The organism is Cohnella suwonensis (assembly GCF_042655365.1).
Taxonomy (GTDB): domain Bacteria; phylum Bacillota; class Bacilli; order Paenibacillales; family Paenibacillaceae; genus Cohnella; species Cohnella suwonensis.
In genome coordinates, this window is record NZ_JBHSMH010000042.1 from 35,040 (window position 1) to 53,341 (window position 18,302).

Consider the following 18,302-nt stretch of genomic DNA (forward strand, 5'->3'; position numbering starts at 1 on the left):
GGACGGATGCGCCTCCTCGTCATTAATTCGTCCTGTATACGTAAGGGTCTTTCGGAGCGGGAACCGCTTCGTACGAAGTGACGCGAAGCACGGGAATCGTTTGCTTGAACGGCTGGTACAGCTCGGACGTCAGTTTGCCGGTGACGTGCACCCAATCGTCGTCGTGCAGCACCGTTCCTTTCGGAAAGTCGACCAACATCCCGAATACGCCCGAATCCGCCGCGCAGTGGATGAAGCCGAACCGAAAGACGAAGTAATGCTCGCCGTCGACCTGTTCTCCCTTGTAGGCGAACCCGTCGAACGAAACCGTCCGGTTCATGAATTCTCCCGGGAAGTTGTAGATAACCTCCATGCCTTTCATGAACAGATCGTCGTTCAAGTTGATTTCCTTCATGCCGACGATCTCGGACAGTTCCTTGTTCTTGAGCTTGTCGTAGCCTTCTTTGCCGTAGAAGACGCTAGAGTCCGGCTTCAGGAATTGGTGAGTGCCCGGGTTCTTATCCGACATCGAATCGTCCATGCCCGGGAAAGAGAAGCCCTTCGCTTTCACGAAGCTCGAGTCGAGCGTCTGAACCGGAAGGAAAATGCCCGTGACGATCGGAAAAGCCAGAATGAGATAGCCGATGGCGCGTTTCCACTTGGACTTGGGCTCGTGCGAATGACCGAATACGTCATGGTCGTGATCGTGATCGTGATCGTGATCGTGATGCTCGTGCGAGTGATCGTGGTCGTGCGTATGCTCGTGATCATGGCGATGAGCATGTTCGTGCTCGTGGCCGATAGCGTGAGCTTGAGCTTTGGCCTCCGCGTCTTCCAGCTTCTTTTTCTCCGCTTGTTCGGCGCGGTACATGCGGACGACTTCGATCGCGCTGAGCAACAACAGCAGCACGATGGCCGTGACCGACAAATACGCGTATTTGGTGTTAATGAATTTGTTCAATTGACCTTGCAGATGGATGAGCGAGAACATGAGGGCGAAGCCGAACAAAATATAAAATCGGATCAATCAAACCAACCTCCCGACGATTAAGGAGCCAATGAGAGTAAACAGAGTGACGAGGGCGATCAACGTAACGACGAACTTCGTGCGGAACGTGCCGAGCAGCATGAGCGTGTTCTTGATGTCGATCATCGGCCCGTATACGAGGAAGGCGGAGATGGAGCCCATCGAGAACGTGCTGCGGAACGATGAAGCGATGAAGGCGTCGGCCTCGGAACAGAGCGACATCGTGAAGGCGAGACCGATCATGACGAGCGACGCCATCACTTCGTTGCCGCCGAGATGGAGCAGCGTGGACGTCGGAATGAACGTTTGCATGCTTGCGGCGATGAACGCGCCGAGCACGAGGTATTTGCCGACGGAGAAAAATTCGTCCACCGCGTGCGTGAGGACGTGCCCGAGCTTCTTCGAAGCGTCCGGGCGAGGTTTCGCCGCGACGGGAGTTTCCGACGCGGCCGCGACTTGGCGTTCGTCTACCCGAAGCGGCAATACCGGGAATAGGATCGCGACGCACATGGAGACGGCGAGAGCGACGGCGAACGCCATGCCCGATCGGATCAGAACGACGCGCCAGTCGTTGCCGAAGGCGATATAGGTCGAGAACAGAACGATCGGGTTCACGATCGGTCCCGTCAGCATGAAGGCGATGCCCGCGTTCAACGGAACGCCCTTATTAAGCAGGCGGCGGGTAATCGGCACGATGCCGCACTCGCAGGAAGGGAACAAAATGCCGACGCTGCAGCCGAACAACGACGCCAAGAAGCGATTTCGCGGCATGACGCGGGAGATCCACTTTTCCGTGACGAACGATTGAATGAAGCCGGAGATCAGCACACCGATGAGCACGAACGGAATGGCTTCCATTATCATGCTTAGGAAAATCGTATTGAGTTGAAGGAATGTTTTCACGAATGCACCTGCTAGTTACGATAGAATGGGCGAACCTATGCTACTAAATTAACACATCGCGTTCAAGAAAACCTTAAAAAGATGGGGCGTAAAGGTGAATGGCGAGGGGCAGTCGTCGCCACTGCAGCGCATTTGATTATGACAGTCGTGTATAACAATCATTACGAAACAAGGTGAGTTTAATGATTTAGGCAGCAACTATTTTGAAGTTCGACGACAAGTACGTCATATGGAACAGAGTACCAACCGCCTTGAAAGTTCAGGGTTCATAATCACACCAACTGTTTTTGAAATCTACTGAATCTACGGGATCGGGAGAGGTTTGAAAGTTTACATAAGGCATACATTACACGGGGGTTCTTGCTAACAAAACGCCTATACACTGGATGAAACTATCCATAATAGGGAGTGTACAGAGTGAACAAATCGGCGAAGCAAGGTTTGTCTTTCGTCTTAACGTTTGCCATATTGGCGGCGATGCTGCTGCCCGGGTCGGCTTCGGCGGTTCCGGATTCGGTGGGGTTTCCGGGGACGCCTTACGGTGCGAACGGGGCATTCGACGAGAAAAGCGCTTACGACGTTATTTTGCCTCATTACAGCGCTATCGGCGCATCTGATCTAGCGTCTAAAAGCTCTTATGTAATCGCGACGTCGTCGCTTGCGGCAGGGACTGCTGGCAAAGCTTATTCGGCAACATTATCGGCGATCGGTGGAACGGGGCCGTACAGGTTCTCCGCGACAGGACTGCCTAGCGGATTAACGATGAGCCCGGAAGGTGTCATTAGCGGTTCGACGACGGTGACGGGGAATCTGTTTGTCGAAGTTCAAGTAACGGATAGCGCCAACTCGCCAGTAACGAAGACAAGATCTTTCTCTCTTATGATAAATGATGCGTCGGTCGGATCGATACCTCTCAAAGTGCCGGCGTTAAACACTTCTCCAAATCCGCGGTAGGCTACAACAAGCAATCGTTCGCGGAACGGCGAACAGTTTCGCGAAAGACTGCTCGTCTCGATGATCGAGCGGTTACGCGGCGGCGATGAAGTTCTCGCTGAAGAAGACGACCGTTCCGATCGTGTTCGCGCCGAAAGATTTCGCGACGCGCGCGGAAACGGCCCAAAATTTGGCGATACTGATGCAGGTTATGGTTAAATAGAGGTAACCTGATCAGTGGAGTGATGAAGATGAAAGCTTTGGTCTTCCGCGAGTTCGGCGGACCCGAAGTGTTGCATATAAGCGAAATCGAGGATCCGGCTGTCTCGGCCGGGTCCGTTATCGTTCGAACGAAAGCGGTCGGGTTGAATTTCGCCGACATTTACCGCCGTAAAGACAATTATCATCTTGCCGGCGAAGCGCCGTGGATTCTCGGTTACGAGGGAGCGGGCATCGTAGAGAGCGTTGGCGAAGGCGTCGCCGGCATTCGCGTCGGCGACAGAGTCGGTTTCGCCGACGCGCCGCACGCGAACGCGGAGCTCGTCGCGGTAGGCGCCGACCGCGTCATCCCGCTGCCGCCGGACATTCCGTTCGAGCTGGCGGCGTCCGTCTTGCTGCAAGGGCTGACGGCGCATTACCTTGTCCACGATAGCTACGTCGTCCGCGAAGGCGACGACGTGCTCGTTCATGCCGCGGCGGGCGGCGTCGGCCAATTGCTCGTCCAGCTATGCAAGAGCAAGGGAGCCAGGGTCATCGGACTGACGTCCAGCGAGGATAAGAAGCGGGTGGCGTTGAACGCCGGAGCGGACGAGGTGCTCTTGTACGGCGACCAGAACGCCGAAGCCGACGCCTCTTGGCCGCAGGCCGTTCGCGCTTGGTCCTCCGGCGGCAAGGGCGCGAACGTCGCCTACGACTCCGTCGGCTCGACGCTCATGGACAGTTTCAATTCCGTGAGGGAGAAAGGGACGGTCGTCTTTTACGGCATGGCCGGAGGGGACCCGCCGCGGATCGACCCGAGAATGCTCATGGATTCGTCGCTTACGTTAACGGGCGGAGACTTGTGGAACCACGTGACGTCCCGGGAGGAGCGCACCCGAAGAGCGGGCGAACTGTTCGGGGACATCGCGGCCGGAAAGCTGCGCGTGGAAGCGCCGACGGTATTCCCGTTAAGCGAGGGCGCCGATGCCCATCGGCTCATGGAAAGCCGCCGGAGCACGGGCAAAATCATACTCGTGCCTTAACGGACCTCCGAAGACGGAGAAAGCGGGTGCCCTTTGGCCGCCAATAGGCTATAATAATAGGTATCGAGCTTTATGAGTCATGAGGAGGATCATTTTGAACCAAACGATTACGGTGAACAAAAAAGAAGTCGCGGTGACGTTCTCGAAATTTTTCGATACGGAGCTGGGCGAATTCATATTCACGCAAGTCATGTGCGACGTCTACATGCCCCACAACGAAGCCGTTCCGCTCGACCTGGAGAAGGAACAGATGAAACGGATCGTCGAAGGCTTCAAGAAGCGGCCCGAGCTGCGCAACGAGATCGAGAGCGAGACGATCAAAGGCAAGACCTACTTCGTCATCAATCCGAAAATGCGCTATGATCTCGATTGGCTGAAGGGGAACAAGCCTGCCCGGCCGATCTCCCTCGCGGAGCACGAGAAACGCAAGGAGGCGGAAGCGCGCGGCATCAAGTACGATCCGTCTCCCGAACCGGAGCCGGTCGAAGCGGTCGAACAGGCGCCGAAGCCGGAGCCCCGCAAGGCACCCGAATTCACGGACGGCCGCCGCAAGTTTTTGCAGGCGAAGGGCTTTAAGCTGAACCTCGGCACGAACAACTGGGAGATCAAGGATATCCGGTTCCCCGATTCGAAGATCGACAAGTCGCCGTCGGACGAAGAATTCATTCAAGGGATGAACCGCTTGCTCGAGGCGTCTTACCAGAATCATCTGAAGCGCAGGGCCAAACCGGCGCAGACTAGCGCGCCCGACAAGAATTAACCCGGTACGGATGGCACAACGACAGCCCGGGCGGCGAAAGCCGTTCCGGGCTTTGATATGCTCCAAGGAGACCGCATAACGATGACTTTAACGAATAAAATTCGCGCCGCCTTGTTCGCGAACGTTCGAGCCGACGTTCTCGCCGGACTGACGACGGTGCTGGCCCTCATTCCCGATTCCCTCGCCTTCGCGTTCATCGCGGGCGTCAATCCGATGATCAGCATTTACTCGACGATCTGCATCTTGCTGCTGACTTCGATTTTCGGCGGCAGACCGGCCATGGTTTCTTCGACCGCGGGCTCGATGGCCGTCCTGATGACCGCCCTCGTGGCTCTGATATTCCTGTCGCAGCTCCGCTATTTTCGCGGCGAATCGTGGCTCATGTACGGGATGGTGGCGGGAACGCTCGCGATCGTTTATTTGCTCCCGAAGGTGACGAAAGCGATCCCTTCGCCGCTGGCTGCCGTCGTCTTGATGACGGTCGCCGCCGCGTTCCTGCATTTGGACTTCAGCACGGTGGGCAATCTCGCGACGATCGAATCGTCTCTGCCCTCGTTCCATTTCCCGAACGTGCCGTTCACCTTCGAGGCGTTGTGGATTCTGCTCCCCGTATCGTTCTCGCTCGCGATCGTCGGCTACTCGGAGACGCTGCTCACCCAGACGATCATCGACGAGATGACGGAGGAGAAGACGAGTAAGGACAAGGAAATGAAAGGGTAAGGGATCGCCAATACGGTAACGGGCTTCTTCGGCGGCATGGCGGGCTGCGCCCTGATCGCGGAATCCGCGATCAACGTGAAAGTCGGCGGAAGAGGACGGTTATTGACGATCGTCGCCGCGCTCGTGCTCTTCCTGCTCGTCTTCGTGCTCGATGACGTGCTGAGCCGCATTCCGATCGCGGCGCTCGTCGGCGTCATGCTGATGGCGACGCGTTGCTTGAGCGGATTGATTTCGCGGATGACGCGGACAACGTGTGTCTGGATTTGACGGATTCCCGCGTGTGGGACCATACGGCGGCGAAGACGGTGGATAAAATCGTCGGCAGGCTAGAGGGCAAAGGGAAGAAAGTCCGCGTTCTGGGGCAAGAGCAACCGGCGCGTTCCCGTCCCGCTTAATCAAAAAGGTTGTCCCCGGAAGCGGAACGGTTCGTTCCGGCGGGGACAACCTTTTATCGTTTACGGCAGATGCCGGGCTTGCAGCCGATACTCGGTCGGGCTGAAGCTGGATTCCTTGCGGAACGCTTTGGCGAAATGGTTCGTGTCCGGATAGCCGACGAGCTCGGCCACTTCCTTGACCGGAAGCGAGGTCGTCGCGAGGATCGATTTCGCTTTTTGCATTCTTTTGCGGTTCAAATATTACCTATCCGTTGCCGGACGAGCGGGATACGGTAGTGGAATTGACGCTGAACGACTAACGAACGAATAGCCGAAAGACAAAGACAAAGACAAAGATAAAGCCGTTCTCCAATGCCGGTTACCGGCAGAGGCGAATGGCTTCTTTAGGCACGGGTGCGAGGAGCAGTAAGTATTGCCTCGGATCGTTGGGTTAAGCTATAGTTTGGAGACGATAGATGGAAAAATAAGGGGTGGTTTCGATGGCGGGCAACAACAATCAAACGCTAGGCGGGAACAGCGTCATTCTGCGTCTGGAAATCGACGCGGCGCGCATGAATTTCGGACTTGTCGCGAATATCATCTCGAGCATGGGCGGAGACATCATCGCTATCGATACGATCCACATCGGACACGGGAGCAGCATCAGGGATATTACGGTGAACGTCGTCGACGCGGGGGATATCGGCAAAATATCGGAAGCCATCCGGCAAATTCCCGGCATCCGCATCGTCAATACGTCGGACCGGACGTTCCTGCTGCATCTCGGAGGCAAAATCGAAGTGACGCCGAAGTTGACGATTCAGAACCGCGACGACCTGTCCCGCGTCTACACGCCGGACGTCGCGCGCGTCTGCCTGGCGATCCACGAAGATCCGGACGACGCTTATTCGCTGACGATCAAACGGAATACGGTGGCCGTCGTCTCCGACGGAACGGCCGTGCTCGGACTCGGCGATATCGGGCCGAGGGCGGCGATGCCGGTCATGGAAGGCAAGGCGATGCTGTTCAAGCAGCTCGCGGGCGTGGATGCGTTCCCGATCTGCCTCGATACGAAGGATACGGAGGAAATCATCCGCACGATCAAACAAATCTCGCCTACTTTCGGAGGCATTAACCTGGAAGACATCTCTTCCCCGAGGTGTTTCGAGATCGAGCGCCGGCTGAAGGAGGAGCTCGACATTCCCGTCTTCCACGACGACCAGCACGGCACGGCGGTCGTCACGTACGCGGGCCTCATCAACGCGCTGAAGATCGTCGGCAAAAACATCCGCGACGTCAAGGTCGTTGTCTGCGGCATCGGGGCGGCGGGCGTCGCCATCAGCGATATTCTGCTTGCGGCCGGCGTGAAGGAGCTGGTCGGCGTCGATAAGGAAGGCATCCTCGTCGAAGGCGAAACCTACTCCAATTCGGTGAAGGAAACGTACGCGACGCGGACGAACCCGAAGCGCGTCCGCGGCGGATTGAAAGAGGCGCTGGCGGGCGCGGATATTTTCGTCGGGGTGTCCGCCGCCGGCTTGCTGAAGCGCGAAGACGTGCTCGGCATGGCGCAAGACCCGATCGTCTTCGCGATGGCGAATCCGAAGCCGGAGATCATGCCGGGAGAGATCGAAGACATCGTCGCCGTCATGGCGACGGGCCGGTCGGATTTTCCGAACCAGATCAATAACGTGCTCTGCTTCCCGGGCATTTTCAGGGCGGCGCTCGATTGCCGGGCGAGCGTAATCAACGAAGAAATGAAGCTGGCCGCCGCGGAAGCGATCGCTTCCGTGATTACGGACGATAAACGGGACAAGTATTATATCGTGCCGAGCGTGTTCGACCAGAAGGTCGTCGAGCTGCTGCGAGACCGGGTCATCCGCGCGGCGATCGAGACGAAGGTCGCGAGAAGGATTCCGAAGGAATATCGCTGATCGGGAAGGCCGATCGCATCGGCTAATCGCGTTCGCCCATAGGCACCAGTTGCTCTTCCCGGTAATAGTGTATCGGTAGAGAGTACGGAAGGGAGCCTGCGCCATGGGCGGATACGATAACCGGACGGCGATCTTTCTCGCGTCCGTATGCAGCCAGACGTATGCCAGCTACAACAATCCGGATGGCAGCTTCGTCGTGCCGGAAGGGTTCAGGCTGGCGAAGGAAATCCGCGCGAAGTCTCTTGCCGGCGTGTCGGAGAGGTTCGGATTCATCATCGAATCCGACAGCCACGTCGTCGTCGCGTTCCGAGGAACGAGCTCCGCGCAGGACTGGGTCGCGGACGCGATGGCGAGCCAAGTCAAGGTGAAGTGGGCGAGTCGAGCCGGTTACGCGCATCGCGGCTTCTCGAGGATATACGATTCCGCCCGCGGCCAAGTACTGGAGACGCTCGAGGGCTTGCCGCCGGGCAAAGCGTTGAATATTACCGGCCACAGCCTGGGGGGCGGGCTCGCGACGCTTTGCGCGCTCGACGCCGCGGAGAATTCTTCGTTCGAGAATCCGACGACGTATACGTTCGGGAGTCCGCGCGTCGGCAATCCGGCGTTCGCAAGGGCGTTCAAGGAAAGGGCGGGAGACAATTACCGCGTGAACAACCGATTCGACGTCGTGACGCATTTGCCTCCGCAAATCTACAGGCTGCCGAAGCGGGACAAAACGTTTTATTACGAGCATGTGTCGAAGCCCGAGACGCTCGCTTTCCACAACGGCTCCGTTTCGGGCAATCACGTGATCGGCAGCTACTACGCGGTACTCGCGGAGAGAAATCCGGGTTTCGCGGAGAGCTTGAGCGAGAGGAATCCGGGCCTATGCCCCGGAACGGCGGATAGCGAGGGAGCGTTTCCAGCGTAAGGCGATGGCGCGAAGAGGAGCAAAGCCGAAAAATCGGCTTTACTTTCCTCCATTTCCGAGTTATCCTATTGGATAAATATTAAAAAGTCGATCGACCGGCGGGAGGGGAACGGCCATCAACATCGATAATATCGAAGCTTTCGTATACGTGATCCACTGCGGCAGTTTCAATAAAGCGGCCGAAGCGTTATACTTATCCCAACCCTCGGTGACCGCACGCATCCAGTCGCTGGAAAGAGAACTCGACTGCAGGCTGTTCGACAGGCAAGGCAAGCAAGTCCAAATCACCGAAGAAGGCAAGCGTTTCCTCCCCTACGCGCAGCAATTGATCACGACGTACCGCAGGGGGAAGCTGCACGTCCATCGGCAACGCAAATTGCCCGAGGAGCTTCGGATCGGATGTACCGTATCGGTATCCAATTACGTGATTCCCGAGTTGCTGCCGAAGCTGAAGCAACGTTTTCCGGATGTTCACTATAAGATCGTGACGGGCGTAACGGACGATATCGTGGGCAAAGTGCTGGGCAAAGAAGTCGATATCGGATTCGTGCGCAACGTGAACCATCCGCAGCTGCACTCGGCGAAACTATACGAGGATCCGATCACCTTGTACGCTTACGAGGGACATCCGTTCGTCGGCTCGGAACGGGTCACGATCGAGCAGATCGCGGATCAGCCGCTCGTGTTCTTCGAATGCGGGGCGCTCGACTGGCTGCGCATTCACCGGATGTTCGAGAATCTAGACAAGCCGCCGAACATTCAAATCCAAACCGATAATTCCGAGACGGCGAAGAAGCTGGTCATCGGCAGGGCGGGCATCTCGTTCTTGCCCGGTTTGACCGTCCGCCAGGAACTCGTCCAAGGAAAGCTGATCCCTCTCAAGGTCCCGGAAACCGAAGGAATCGCCTTGCAGACGAACGTTATCGTAAGTCCCGGAGAGTATGCGCACTTTATGAACGCGATCATCGAAATCGGCAAACAATTCATGTCGCCAATAGGAGGAGTCGTATGAGCCGCATCGTTATTATCCATGGAAGCCCGACGCCGGGATCCCGCCTGAACGGCATCGTCGGTTACGTCGAAAGCAAGTGGAAAGAGAAAGGCATCGAGATCGACCACGTCCATGTTGCGGAATTGCCGGCGGAAGCGCTCTTGCACGCGAATTTCAAAGACGAGAGCATTATCGCCGCGGTCGGCAAAGTAGAGGCCGCTTCCGGCGTCGTCATCGCCAGTCCGGTGTACAAAGCGTCCTTCACCGGCATTCTGAAGGCGTTCCTGGATCTGCTTCCGCAAAAAGGACTGCAGGACAAGGCGGCTCTACCGCTGTTCATCGGCGGTACGATCTCGCATCTGCTCATCTTGGACTACGCGATCAAGCCGGTATTGTCCGTGCTCGGCAGCCGCAACATTCACGGCGGCGTCTACGCGATCGACCAATGGGTACAGCGCCTGGAAGGCGGCGGATTCGAGCTGTCCGAAGAGCTGCGCGAAAGGCTGACCAACGCCGCGGACGAGTTCGCCGAAGAGCTCGAGTGGATCGATAGACGGAAGCAGGAAAAGTAAAGCCGATTGTCCATCCGCGGTAAAAATGAGGGGATGCTTCCCCGTGAAAATGACGATCGACGACTAAAAACGAAAGCGGGACTGTCCCGGGTCATCCTAGATGACTTCGGGACAGTCCCTGATTGCTTTTATAAATCGATGAATTTCTTATTCCTTTATCGCGCCGGCGGTAATCCCCGAAAAGATGAACCGCTGAAGGAACAAGTAGAGCAGCAAGGTGGGCACCATGACAATTAAGATAGCCGCCGTCAATTGCTCGAAGTCGGAAGCGCGTTGACCCACGAAGGACATCAGCGACGTGGACAACGTATGCAAATCTTTGGACGGCATGTACAAGAACGGAATATACATGTCATTCATGATATCCACCGCTTTTATGATGCCTAGAGTAGCTGATGCAGGCAGCAGCAGCGGGAAAATGATTCGAACGAAAATGCTGAAATAGGAAGCTCCGTCGATCATCGCGCTCTCATCCAGCTGGGACGAGATTTTCTCGATGAATTGAAGGAAGATGAAAATTTGCAGCAGATCCGTTCCGGCGTAGATGAGAAGGGGAGCGCCTAACGAATCGTATAATCCAAGGCCCTTGATGATTTGAAACCGCGCGATTTCCGTCGTATAGAAAGGCACGACCATGGCGACGACAAACAGGCTCATGATCACCTTCTTGAAGCGAAAGTCGAAGCGGTTAAGCACGTAAGCCGTCATCGCTCCGAGGATCGTATTCAAGAAGACGCTGACGAAGACCAGTATGCCGGTATTTTTGAATCCGGTGAGCATGCCGCCTTTTTCGAACGCCGTTTTCAGGTTGTCGAAGGTCCATGCCTTCGGCAAGGCTAGCGGGGACGAATTCATCAAATCTATAGGCGATTTGAAGGCCGTAAACACGTTAATCAGAATAGGGAACATGACGAACGCGGTGATGATAGCGAACAAAAGGTAGATCAGCGGAAGGGAACGGACCTGTTGTCTTCGGTTCATGTCTTAATCCCCTTTCCCTTTGAACAATTTGCTTTGAAAATAACTGAACGCGATGATCATCAGCATGAGAATGACGCCCAAAGACGAGGCCAGGCCATAGTTGTTATACTTGAAAGCGGTTTGTATGGTGTATACAGTAAAGGTCGTACTCGCAATTCCCGGTCCTCCTTGCGTGATCAGGAACGGAACATCGAACACCTGCAGAGCACCCCGGACATTCAAGAATAGGACGATCTCCATTACCCGGGATATGCCCGGAAGCGTAATGTACCGAAATTTTTTCAAGGGACCGGCGCCATCGATCGTCGCCGCTTCATACAAATCTTGCGGTATGGACTGCAGGCCGGCGAGAAACAAGATGACATGAAGACCGCTGAACCGCCATAAGGAAACGACGACCAACGAATAATTGACGATGCCTTTATCGCTTAACCAATTCTGAATCCAGCTAGACAGTCCGAACGCTTCGAGAAAAGCGTTCAAAGGTCCGTTGATGGGGTTGTACAGAAAGCTGAACAAGTAAGCTACGGCTACTCCGTTCAGGATATATGGCATAAAAACGATGGAACGGAAAAAGTTGCTGGCCCGCATCTTGTTGTTCAGGAGTACGGCAACCATGACTTCCAAAGGAATGAACAAAGCATGGATTCCGAAATAAAGGAAGTTGTTAGACAGCGCCTTCCATACGTCGGAGTTGTTGAAGGCGGCCCGATAGTTGTCGATTCCCACGTAATGAAAGCTCTTGCTCATCCCGTTCCAATCCGTCAGGCTGAACTGAAGCAGCCGCAGCGTCGGATAAAACAGGAACAACAGAAGCAGAGATACGGGTATGAACAGAAACGAGAAGATGACCAGTTTCTTCTGAAAGGAATAGCTCATTCCACTTCCCCTTATTAATTTGGAGAAAGCCCCGCAAGGGCTTTCTCCAAAAGTGATTGTTTATTATTTAGCCGCTCTGGCTTTGGTCCATTTGGCATTCAGTTCGGCAACGATATCGTCCAATTTTTTGCCGGCCATCATATCTTGGCCTATCGCCTTCACATCCAATTGGATAGCGTTCGTAATCCGCGTATATTCCGAATCGCCTGGAATATAAGTGAACACTTCGTTCTTGTTGTTTGCGTAAAATTGCTGCAGGAACGGTACGTCTTTGGCCTCGATGCCTTCGAAGGTGGAAACCAGCTTCTGCTTGTCGATGTAGGTTTGGTAAACTTCCGGAGAATAGAACCATTTCAGGAACGCTTTCGCTTCTTCCTGATGCTTGCTTCCGTTCGTGATTCCGTAGAAGTAGTCCGTGAACATCATAAGCTTAAGCGGCTCGCTTTCCGACTGCCGATACGGCATCGGGAAAGCGGCCAAATCGTCGATGTTGCCGACTTTGGATTCATAGGTAGGTTCGAACCACAGTCCGGCTGCGATGACGGCCGCTTTTTTGGCATTGAACAGGTCGGTTGCCTGATCCCAACTGATGCCGAGCGGATCCGGTCCCATCACTTTGCTGGAATACAATTGCTCGATTTGTTGATACGCTTTGTAGAACGGCGTGCCTGCGGCGAAAGGTTGGTCCTGTTTCGCGATATCGCTCAGATAGCTCTCCGAACCGGACACGATTTGCGGAAGGAATTCGTTGAACGGATAGTTCGGCCAAGCGTCTTTCCCACCCATGGCATAAGGGATATAGGTGCCGTTGTCTTTGATTTTCTTCAGAACGTCGATAAATTGCGGCCAAGTGGTCGGAACTTGCAGGTTCAGCTCTTTGAACACGCTTGGGTGGTAATAGACCAACTCAGGGAAGGAGATCGTCGGAACTCCCAATATTTTTCCGTCGACCGCGTATTTGCTCGCGAATTTGTTCGTGGCCACATAAGGTTCGCCGTCCAATGGAAGAAGCTGGTCTTTGAAATCGGACAGCCAGTTAGGCTTCATGCCCATGATATCCGGAAGCTCGTCGCCCGTCGCGCGAACTTTCATCGCTTGCAAATAATCGCCGTCATTTTTGATGGATTCGAATTCCACGGTAACGTTAGGAGCCACCGCGGCGTATTCTTTGACTTTGGCTTCGAGATAAGCAACGAAATCATCGTTGTTGCCCCAGAGCGCCATTTTTAAGGTTACTTTTTCTCCGTTTGCTTCCTGGGTTGCCGCCTGCGAAGCCGGAGCCGATGCGGAAGAGCCCTCGTCTTTATTGTTCTTGCTGTTGCCGCATGCCGTTAATATGGAGAACGAAGCCAGCATTGCCGTGAGCAAGAGCGTAATCCATGTCTTTCTCTTCATCTTTTTTGAACCCTCCCAATGTATGGTTGCAATCGCTTTCGAAGTTTATCTTATAGGGAATGAGGGCGCTTTCACATGAATATAATTGCTTTTTTCTTCTCTCTTTTTATCCTTGACCTCAACCGATGGATCATTTCGAGAGCATTTCCTCCCGGTATTCCAGCGGCGTTTTCCCGGTAACCTTCTTGAATATTTTACTGAAGTGGCCTTGGTTCGGATAACCGACTTTTTCCGCGATCTCGTAAATCTTCATCCCGCTGCCCATCATCTGAATAGCTGTCTCGACTCTTTTTCGCGTCACGTATTCGATGAACGTTTCTCCGGTTTCTTTGGCGAATAATCTGCTAAGGTAGCTTTCGCTGATACCGACGGATTCACTGGCGTTCGTGAGGGAAATCGGCTCGTGGAAATGCCGGTCGATCCACTTCTTCACCTTGTCCACCAAGGGTGGAGAATTTTCCATGATCCGCTTTTTCGGGTCGATGCTGTCGAATACGGTTTGGATCAACGACCGAAACCATACGTTCAGCGGGTTGGCCTGCTCGAATTGTCCAAGCCGTTCTAGCGGAGACTCGGGTTCGCCGGTAATATTCTCCCATGCTAGCCCCTTTGAATAGAGGAGGGAGCTGATTTCCCACAACAAGGCTCGATAAGCGTGCAGCGTTTTCTCGACGGGCACGCCGTAAGCTTCGGCAAGGTCGTCTAAGCCTTTATCCAGCTTGTTACGCCAACCCGCATTACCCGATTCCAGATCATGGAGCAGCTCGGGTACGTTCCAGACGGGTTCCTTGATCCGGCCCGTATAGGAGGTTACGTCCTCCTCGAAGTAAGCTCTTCCCGATCCAAGATAAAATCTTGTCTCGGCCCATAGCTTGGATTGCCTGAAGCTTTCCCCCCAATAGGCGAATTGGGTGCAAATCCGCGAAACCCCCCATGTTGCCCAGAGGTTCATATACACTCGCAAATGGCTGATCGTCTTGTTCAACATCTCGGAAATGACTTCTCTTGCCTGCAATTCCCCCATAAGACCAGGCAGCAGGAATAGAACGGCATATTCCTCTCTGGCGATGCAGGTGACGATGGCGTTTATTTTGTAACCGTCGGCAACCTGGCGGATCGTATGGACGATAAATCGGCTTCGTTGTTTTTCCGATTCGTGGTCCGTTGGCGCAGAGCTTCGGTCGATGATCAAACAGCAGACGACATGCCTGGAGCCGAGCGTGGAAAGCAGCCAATTAGAGGCTTCGCTTCCTTCCGCATCGGCGGTTTCCTGGAAATGAACGAGGGAACGAAATGCTTGCTCCCGGATTTTTTCCGTCCGCGAAAGACTATCCCTTTCCTTCTGCTCTTGTTCGTCGATCACTTCGCGCAACCGCTGGACGGCTTTTAGAATGACTTCCCCGACATGCGCTGCATTGAGATCTTCCTTAATGATATAATCGTACACGCCGTATACGAACGCTTGACGGACATATTCATATTGAGAATACGCGCTTAGCACGATGACCCCGGTCTGACTGCCTTCTTCCGACTCTCTAAGTTTCTGCAGGAAGGCAAGTCCCGAGAGGATCGGCATCTGAATGTCTACCAGAACAAGATCGATGCGCATCGGCGTAATCAAGCGTAATGCGTCCTGACCGTTCGAGGCTTCTCCCACGATTTCGCAGCCGTAATCCTCCCATCGGATCAGTTCCCTTAAAGCCAGCCTGTATATGGGTTCATCATCCACGATCAATACCCGCATCATATTATTCATCCTCTCGAATAACCGGCATGACGACCGTAACGGTCGTACCCCTGTTCAGTTCGCTTTCGATCGTAATGCCGTAAGGCAATCCGTAGTTCAATTGCAGCCTTTCGTGAACGTTCTTCAATCCTATTCCGCTGAAACTCTCCTGAACCTTATCTTCTTTCGTCTCAAGCAGCTTTCCGAGCACGTCCGGATGAATGCCCCTTCCGGTATCGCGAATGACGATCCGGCAATTGCCCTGGGAAATATCGCCGGCCACTTGGATTAACCCCCGGGATTCGCGCTCGTGAAGTCCGTGAACGATGGCGTTCTCGACGATCGGCTGCAGCAATAGCTTTAGGATCGGGATCGATTGCATCCGGGGTTCTATATCGTATCGGATATCGAATTGGTCGCCGTATCGGATCTTCATGATCTGGACGTAATAATCCAGAAGTTTCATTTCTTCCGCTACGGTCGTATACATGCCTCCGCGGTTAAACGCGGAGGAGAGCAGTTTGGTCAGCGCTTCGGTCATTTTCTGGATATTCCCGGCATTGGAAATGCTGGCCATCAGTTTGATCGTGTTCAAGGTGTTCAATAGAAAGTGCGGGTTGATCTGCGATTGCAGGGCGGCGATTTCCGCCAACCGTTTCTGGGTCTCTTTATCTTCGATTTCTTGAATCAACTCTTTCAACTGAGAAACCATTTCATTGAAGGTAACGCCCAACACGTAAATCTCGACGGGACCGGATTCCTTGATATTCGCCTTCAGATTGCCGGCTTTGACGGAGGCCATCTGATTGACGAGCGAGCCGATCGGCTTAACGATGCTTCGGACAAGCAAATAGGAGACGAGAAGAAAGACGATTACCCCCGCGGCCGACAGCGCAATGATCCGTTCGTACATCTCATCGATTTGCTCCAGCATGTTGTCGTAGGAGTAAATCTGTATATATTTGAAGCCTGACGCGGAGGATCTATATACGATAAAGGATTGTTGTCCTCCGATATTCTGGACGTAATACCCGTTAGCTCCCGCCAGCGCTTCCCGGAACGAGGGGTTGCCTCTCACCCCTTGACGCATCGCTTCGGAATTCGTGGAGGCGACGACGGAACCCGATGCGTCGAGCACGAAGCTATCCCCCGCATCGGAAACATTGGTTTTGAGGAGATCCGTAATTTCGCGGGCGTTAAACACGAAATAGATCATCTCGACGTTGTAGAATGCCGTACTGTAATTCGGAGCTACCGCAACGCTCAAATATTCTCCCCTGTCAGGGAACGTTTCCAGATTCGTCTCTACTCCCATGATTTGTACTTTGTTTTTGTTCTGCAGCACCTCGCGGTACCACGCTTGGCTACGCATTTTCGCTTCATTCATCTCCAGGTTTTGCCTGTAAATGTCCAGTCCTTCGCGATTGAAGGCGAATATGACCGCGATGACGTCGGGGGTATAGTGAAAGTAACTGTGCAGATTGGACTCGAGCTTTCTGCTCAGCTCAAGCTGCTCCGACACGGATTCGGAAAAATGCACGGACGATGCCGCCGCAATCATCTCCCGGTCGTTCGCGATCGTGGCGATCGTATTTTTCATCAAGCGAAGCTTGGAGTCGACCGTATACGAGATTTGCTCCACCGTTTGCATAGCGCGGGACGTCGCATTATCCAAGAGAATCGTATTGAACGATCTCGCGGAATAGGCGGCGATCAGCGAAATGGATAACGAAATCATAATGACGAAGGAGACGATCAGAATGCTTGATATTTTCCATCTTCTCTGGTGGATATATTGCGGTTTTCGAAGCAACGGGGTTCCCTCATTCAACTGAGTAAATTTCATTAATTGTATTACTCTAGCACCATCCGGCGGCTTTCGACAAGCAAGAGAGAATGCATTCGGCCGTAATCGGGCGAATGTCCGTATCGGTTTTTACTATCGATCGATAGAACTTCTCTATTATCCAAAGAGCGCTCGGGGTGATAAAGTTAGCTCAAACATAATTCTTAGTTAACCGCTAGGAATTATAAGTTTAATAAAAAGACAATCACTTGGAGGGATCATGCATGAAAAAATTAATCACGTTCGCGGCTGCCGTTATTCTAGTTTTTACTCTGGCGGCATGCGGCAACAACAACAAAAATAACGCGTCGAATTCGCCGTCTCCGTCGGTTTCCGAACCGTCCGCCGCGGCCGGCGCGTCGCCGAGCGCTTCCGCTGAAGCAAGCTCCGAAGCGCCCAAGGAGGTCAAGAAAATCGTCGTCGGCACGGGCAACCAGTTCCCAAAAGTCGCTTTCGTCGACGAGAGCGGCAAGCTGACCGGGTTCGACGTCGAGCTCGTGCGCGAGATCGACAAGCGGCTTCCGGCATACAAGTTCGAGCTTCAAGTTCTCGAATTTACGAACATCCTACTCAGCCTCGAGACGGGCAAGATCGATTTGGCCGCCCACGAGTTCGAGAAGAACCCGGAGCGCGAAGCCAAATACTTGTTCAACAAGGTGCCTTACGCGTATTGGAAAAACAAAATCATCGTCGCGAAGGACAACAACGATCCGATCGAGACGCTGGACGATCTCAAAGGCAAGAAAGTGTACGCGACGGCGACGAGCGCGGCCGCTACCCAATTCGAGAACTACAACAAAGAGAACGGTAACGCGCTGAAAATCGTGTACTCGAACGGCGGAGCGAACGATCTGGCGCAGCAAATTTCCTCCGGCCGCGTATATGCGACCGTCGGCGACGACTTCGTCCTGCCGCTGATCGATCCGGAAGGCAAGCTGAAGTCCGTAGGCAAAGTCATCAGGGAATCCGACATTCTGTTCTTGTTCCGTAAGAACGATCCCGAGGAACAGCAACTGGCCGACGCGGTCGACAAGGCGATCGTCGAGCTGCAAGCGGACGGCACGCTGTCCAACCTGAGCAAGCAATGGCTCGGCTTCGACGCCACCGTCTCCGATAAATAGAATTCCGTGAAGA

General features: G+C 54.1%; 17 protein-coding genes and 1 pseudogene. 10 read left to right on the forward strand and 8 right to left on the reverse strand.

What is annotated here, in order from left to right; translation table 11 throughout:
* Positions 1–22: 22 nt before the first annotated feature.
* Both ACFPPD_RS13930 and ACFPPD_RS13935 read right to left on the reverse strand, forming a co-directional pair.
* Positions 23–1,006, reverse strand: a complete 984-nt coding sequence (locus tag ACFPPD_RS13930) for a TIGR03943 family putative permease subunit (RefSeq protein WP_378082495.1) — start codon at positions 1,004–1,006, stop codon at positions 23–25.
* Complete coding sequence (locus ACFPPD_RS13935) at positions 1,007–1,870, reverse strand: permease (protein WP_378082519.1); 864 nt, start codon at positions 1,868–1,870, stop codon at positions 1,007–1,009. It abuts the gene before it with no gap.
* A gap of 456 nt (positions 1,871–2,326) precedes the next feature.
* Here ACFPPD_RS13935 and ACFPPD_RS13940 point away from each other — a divergent pair, with 456 nt between their 5' ends.
* From ACFPPD_RS13940 to ACFPPD_RS13960, 5 genes and pseudogenes are all read left to right on the forward strand, one after another.
* A complete protein-coding gene (locus ACFPPD_RS13940) occupies positions 2,327–2,863 on the forward strand; it encodes an Ig domain-containing protein (protein WP_209749656.1) in 537 nt (178 codons plus the stop codon).
* 230 nt (positions 2,864–3,093) lie between these two features.
* Positions 3,094–4,083, forward strand: a complete 990-nt coding sequence (locus ACFPPD_RS13945) for a quinone oxidoreductase family protein (RefSeq protein WP_209749655.1) — start codon at positions 3,094–3,096, stop codon at positions 4,081–4,083.
* A 94-nt stretch (positions 4,084–4,177) separates the two neighbouring features.
* Positions 4,178–4,843 (forward strand): hypothetical protein, encoded by a 666-nt coding sequence (locus ACFPPD_RS13950; protein WP_209749654.1) that lies wholly within the window; start codon positions 4,178–4,180, stop codon positions 4,841–4,843.
* A gap of 81 nt (positions 4,844–4,924) precedes the next feature.
* A pseudogene (locus ACFPPD_RS13955) lies at positions 4,925–5,830 on the forward strand (SulP family inorganic anion transporter).
* Positions 5,815–5,958, forward strand: a complete 144-nt coding sequence (locus tag ACFPPD_RS13960; protein WP_209749651.1) for a hypothetical protein — start codon at positions 5,815–5,817, stop codon at positions 5,956–5,958. Before ACFPPD_RS13955 ends, ACFPPD_RS13960 begins: the two are co-directional and overlap by 16 nt.
* Positions 5,959–6,018: 60 nt before the next feature.
* Here ACFPPD_RS13960 and ACFPPD_RS13965 read toward each other — a convergent pair whose 3' ends face one another.
* Positions 6,019–6,195 (reverse strand): helix-turn-helix domain-containing protein, encoded by a 177-nt coding sequence (locus tag ACFPPD_RS13965; protein ID WP_378082497.1) that lies wholly within the window; start codon positions 6,193–6,195, stop codon positions 6,019–6,021.
* 242 nt (positions 6,196–6,437) lie between these two features.
* Between ACFPPD_RS13965 and ACFPPD_RS13970 the strand changes: the two genes are divergently transcribed.
* From ACFPPD_RS13970 to ssuE, 4 genes are all read left to right on the forward strand, one after another.
* A complete protein-coding gene (locus tag ACFPPD_RS13970; protein WP_209749650.1) occupies positions 6,438–7,868 on the forward strand; it encodes an NAD-dependent malic enzyme in 1,431 nt (476 codons plus the stop codon).
* 103 nt (positions 7,869–7,971) lie between these two features.
* The gene (locus tag ACFPPD_RS13975; protein ID WP_209749649.1) at positions 7,972–8,778 is read left to right on the forward strand and encodes a lipase family protein; all 807 of its coding nucleotides are present in this window, start codon (positions 7,972–7,974) and stop codon (positions 8,776–8,778) included.
* Between the two features lie 130 nt (positions 8,779–8,908).
* Positions 8,909–9,790, forward strand: coding sequence for a LysR family transcriptional regulator (locus ACFPPD_RS13980; protein ID WP_378082520.1), 882 nt, complete (start codon positions 8,909–8,911; stop codon positions 9,788–9,790).
* Positions 9,787–10,341, forward strand: a complete 555-nt coding sequence (gene ssuE, locus ACFPPD_RS13985; RefSeq protein WP_209749648.1) for an NADPH-dependent FMN reductase — start codon at positions 9,787–9,789, stop codon at positions 10,339–10,341. Before ACFPPD_RS13980 ends, ssuE begins: the two co-directional genes overlap by 4 nt.
* 147 nt (positions 10,342–10,488) lie before the next feature.
* Here ssuE and ACFPPD_RS13990 read toward each other — a convergent pair whose 3' ends face one another.
* The 5 genes from ACFPPD_RS13990 to ACFPPD_RS14010 form a co-directional block, all read right to left on the reverse strand.
* On the reverse strand, positions 10,489–11,322 hold the full coding sequence (locus ACFPPD_RS13990; RefSeq protein ID WP_209749647.1) for a carbohydrate ABC transporter permease: 834 nt from the start codon (positions 11,320–11,322) through the stop codon (positions 10,489–10,491).
* Positions 11,323–11,325: 3 nt separating this feature from the next.
* Positions 11,326–12,201, reverse strand: a complete 876-nt coding sequence (locus tag ACFPPD_RS13995) for a carbohydrate ABC transporter permease (RefSeq protein WP_209749646.1) — start codon at positions 12,199–12,201, stop codon at positions 11,326–11,328.
* A gap of 63 nt (positions 12,202–12,264) precedes the next feature.
* Positions 12,265–13,596 carry an ABC transporter substrate-binding protein gene (locus ACFPPD_RS14000; RefSeq protein WP_209749645.1) on the reverse strand — a complete coding sequence of 444 codons (1,332 nt, stop codon included), beginning with the start codon at positions 13,594–13,596 and terminating at the stop codon, positions 12,265–12,267.
* 130 nt (positions 13,597–13,726) lie between these two features.
* On the reverse strand, positions 13,727–15,343 hold the full coding sequence (locus ACFPPD_RS14005; protein WP_209749644.1) for a response regulator transcription factor: 1,617 nt from the start codon (positions 15,341–15,343) through the stop codon (positions 13,727–13,729).
* A gap of 1 nt (position 15,344) precedes the next feature.
* Positions 15,345–17,135: a cache domain-containing sensor histidine kinase gene (locus tag ACFPPD_RS14010; protein ID WP_209749643.1), complete on the reverse strand. Its 1,791-nt coding sequence runs from the start codon at positions 17,133–17,135 to the stop codon at positions 15,345–15,347.
* A 257-nt stretch (positions 17,136–17,392) separates the two neighbouring features.
* Between ACFPPD_RS14010 and ACFPPD_RS14015 the strand changes: the two genes are divergently transcribed.
* Complete coding sequence (locus tag ACFPPD_RS14015; protein WP_209749642.1) at positions 17,393–18,289, forward strand: transporter substrate-binding domain-containing protein; 897 nt, start codon at positions 17,393–17,395, stop codon at positions 18,287–18,289.
* Positions 18,290–18,302 lie beyond the last annotated feature (13 nt).

Excerpts from the sequence above, each read along its gene's own strand:
- ACFPPD_RS13995 (WP_209749646.1), bottom strand. The coding sequence starts at position 12,201 with ATGAGCTATTCCTTTCAGAAGAAACTGGTCATCTTCTCGTTTCTGTTC.
- ACFPPD_RS13935 (WP_378082519.1), bottom strand. The coding sequence starts at position 1,870 with ATGATAATGGAAGCCATTCCGTTCGTGCTCATCGGTGTGCTGATCTCC.
- ssuE (WP_209749648.1), top strand. The coding sequence starts at position 9,787 with ATGAGCCGCATCGTTATTATCCATGGAAGCCCGACGCCGGGATCCCGC.
- ACFPPD_RS13990 (WP_209749647.1), bottom strand. The coding sequence starts at position 11,322 with ATGAACCGAAGACAACAGGTCCGTTCCCTTCCGCTGATCTACCTTTTG.
- ACFPPD_RS13945 (WP_209749655.1), top strand. The coding sequence starts at position 3,094 with ATGAAAGCTTTGGTCTTCCGCGAGTTCGGCGGACCCGAAGTGTTGCAT.
- ACFPPD_RS14015 (WP_209749642.1), top strand. The coding sequence starts at position 17,393 with ATGAAAAAATTAATCACGTTCGCGGCTGCCGTTATTCTAGTTTTTACT.
- ACFPPD_RS14000 (WP_209749645.1), bottom strand. The coding sequence starts at position 13,596 with ATGAAGAGAAAGACATGGATTACGCTCTTGCTCACGGCAATGCTGGCT.
- ACFPPD_RS14005 (WP_209749644.1), bottom strand. The coding sequence starts at position 15,343 with ATGATGCGGGTATTGATCGTGGATGATGAACCCATATACAGGCTGGCT.
- ACFPPD_RS13970 (WP_209749650.1), top strand. The coding sequence starts at position 6,438 with ATGGCGGGCAACAACAATCAAACGCTAGGCGGGAACAGCGTCATTCTG.
- ACFPPD_RS13975 (WP_209749649.1), top strand. The coding sequence starts at position 7,972 with ATGGGCGGATACGATAACCGGACGGCGATCTTTCTCGCGTCCGTATGC.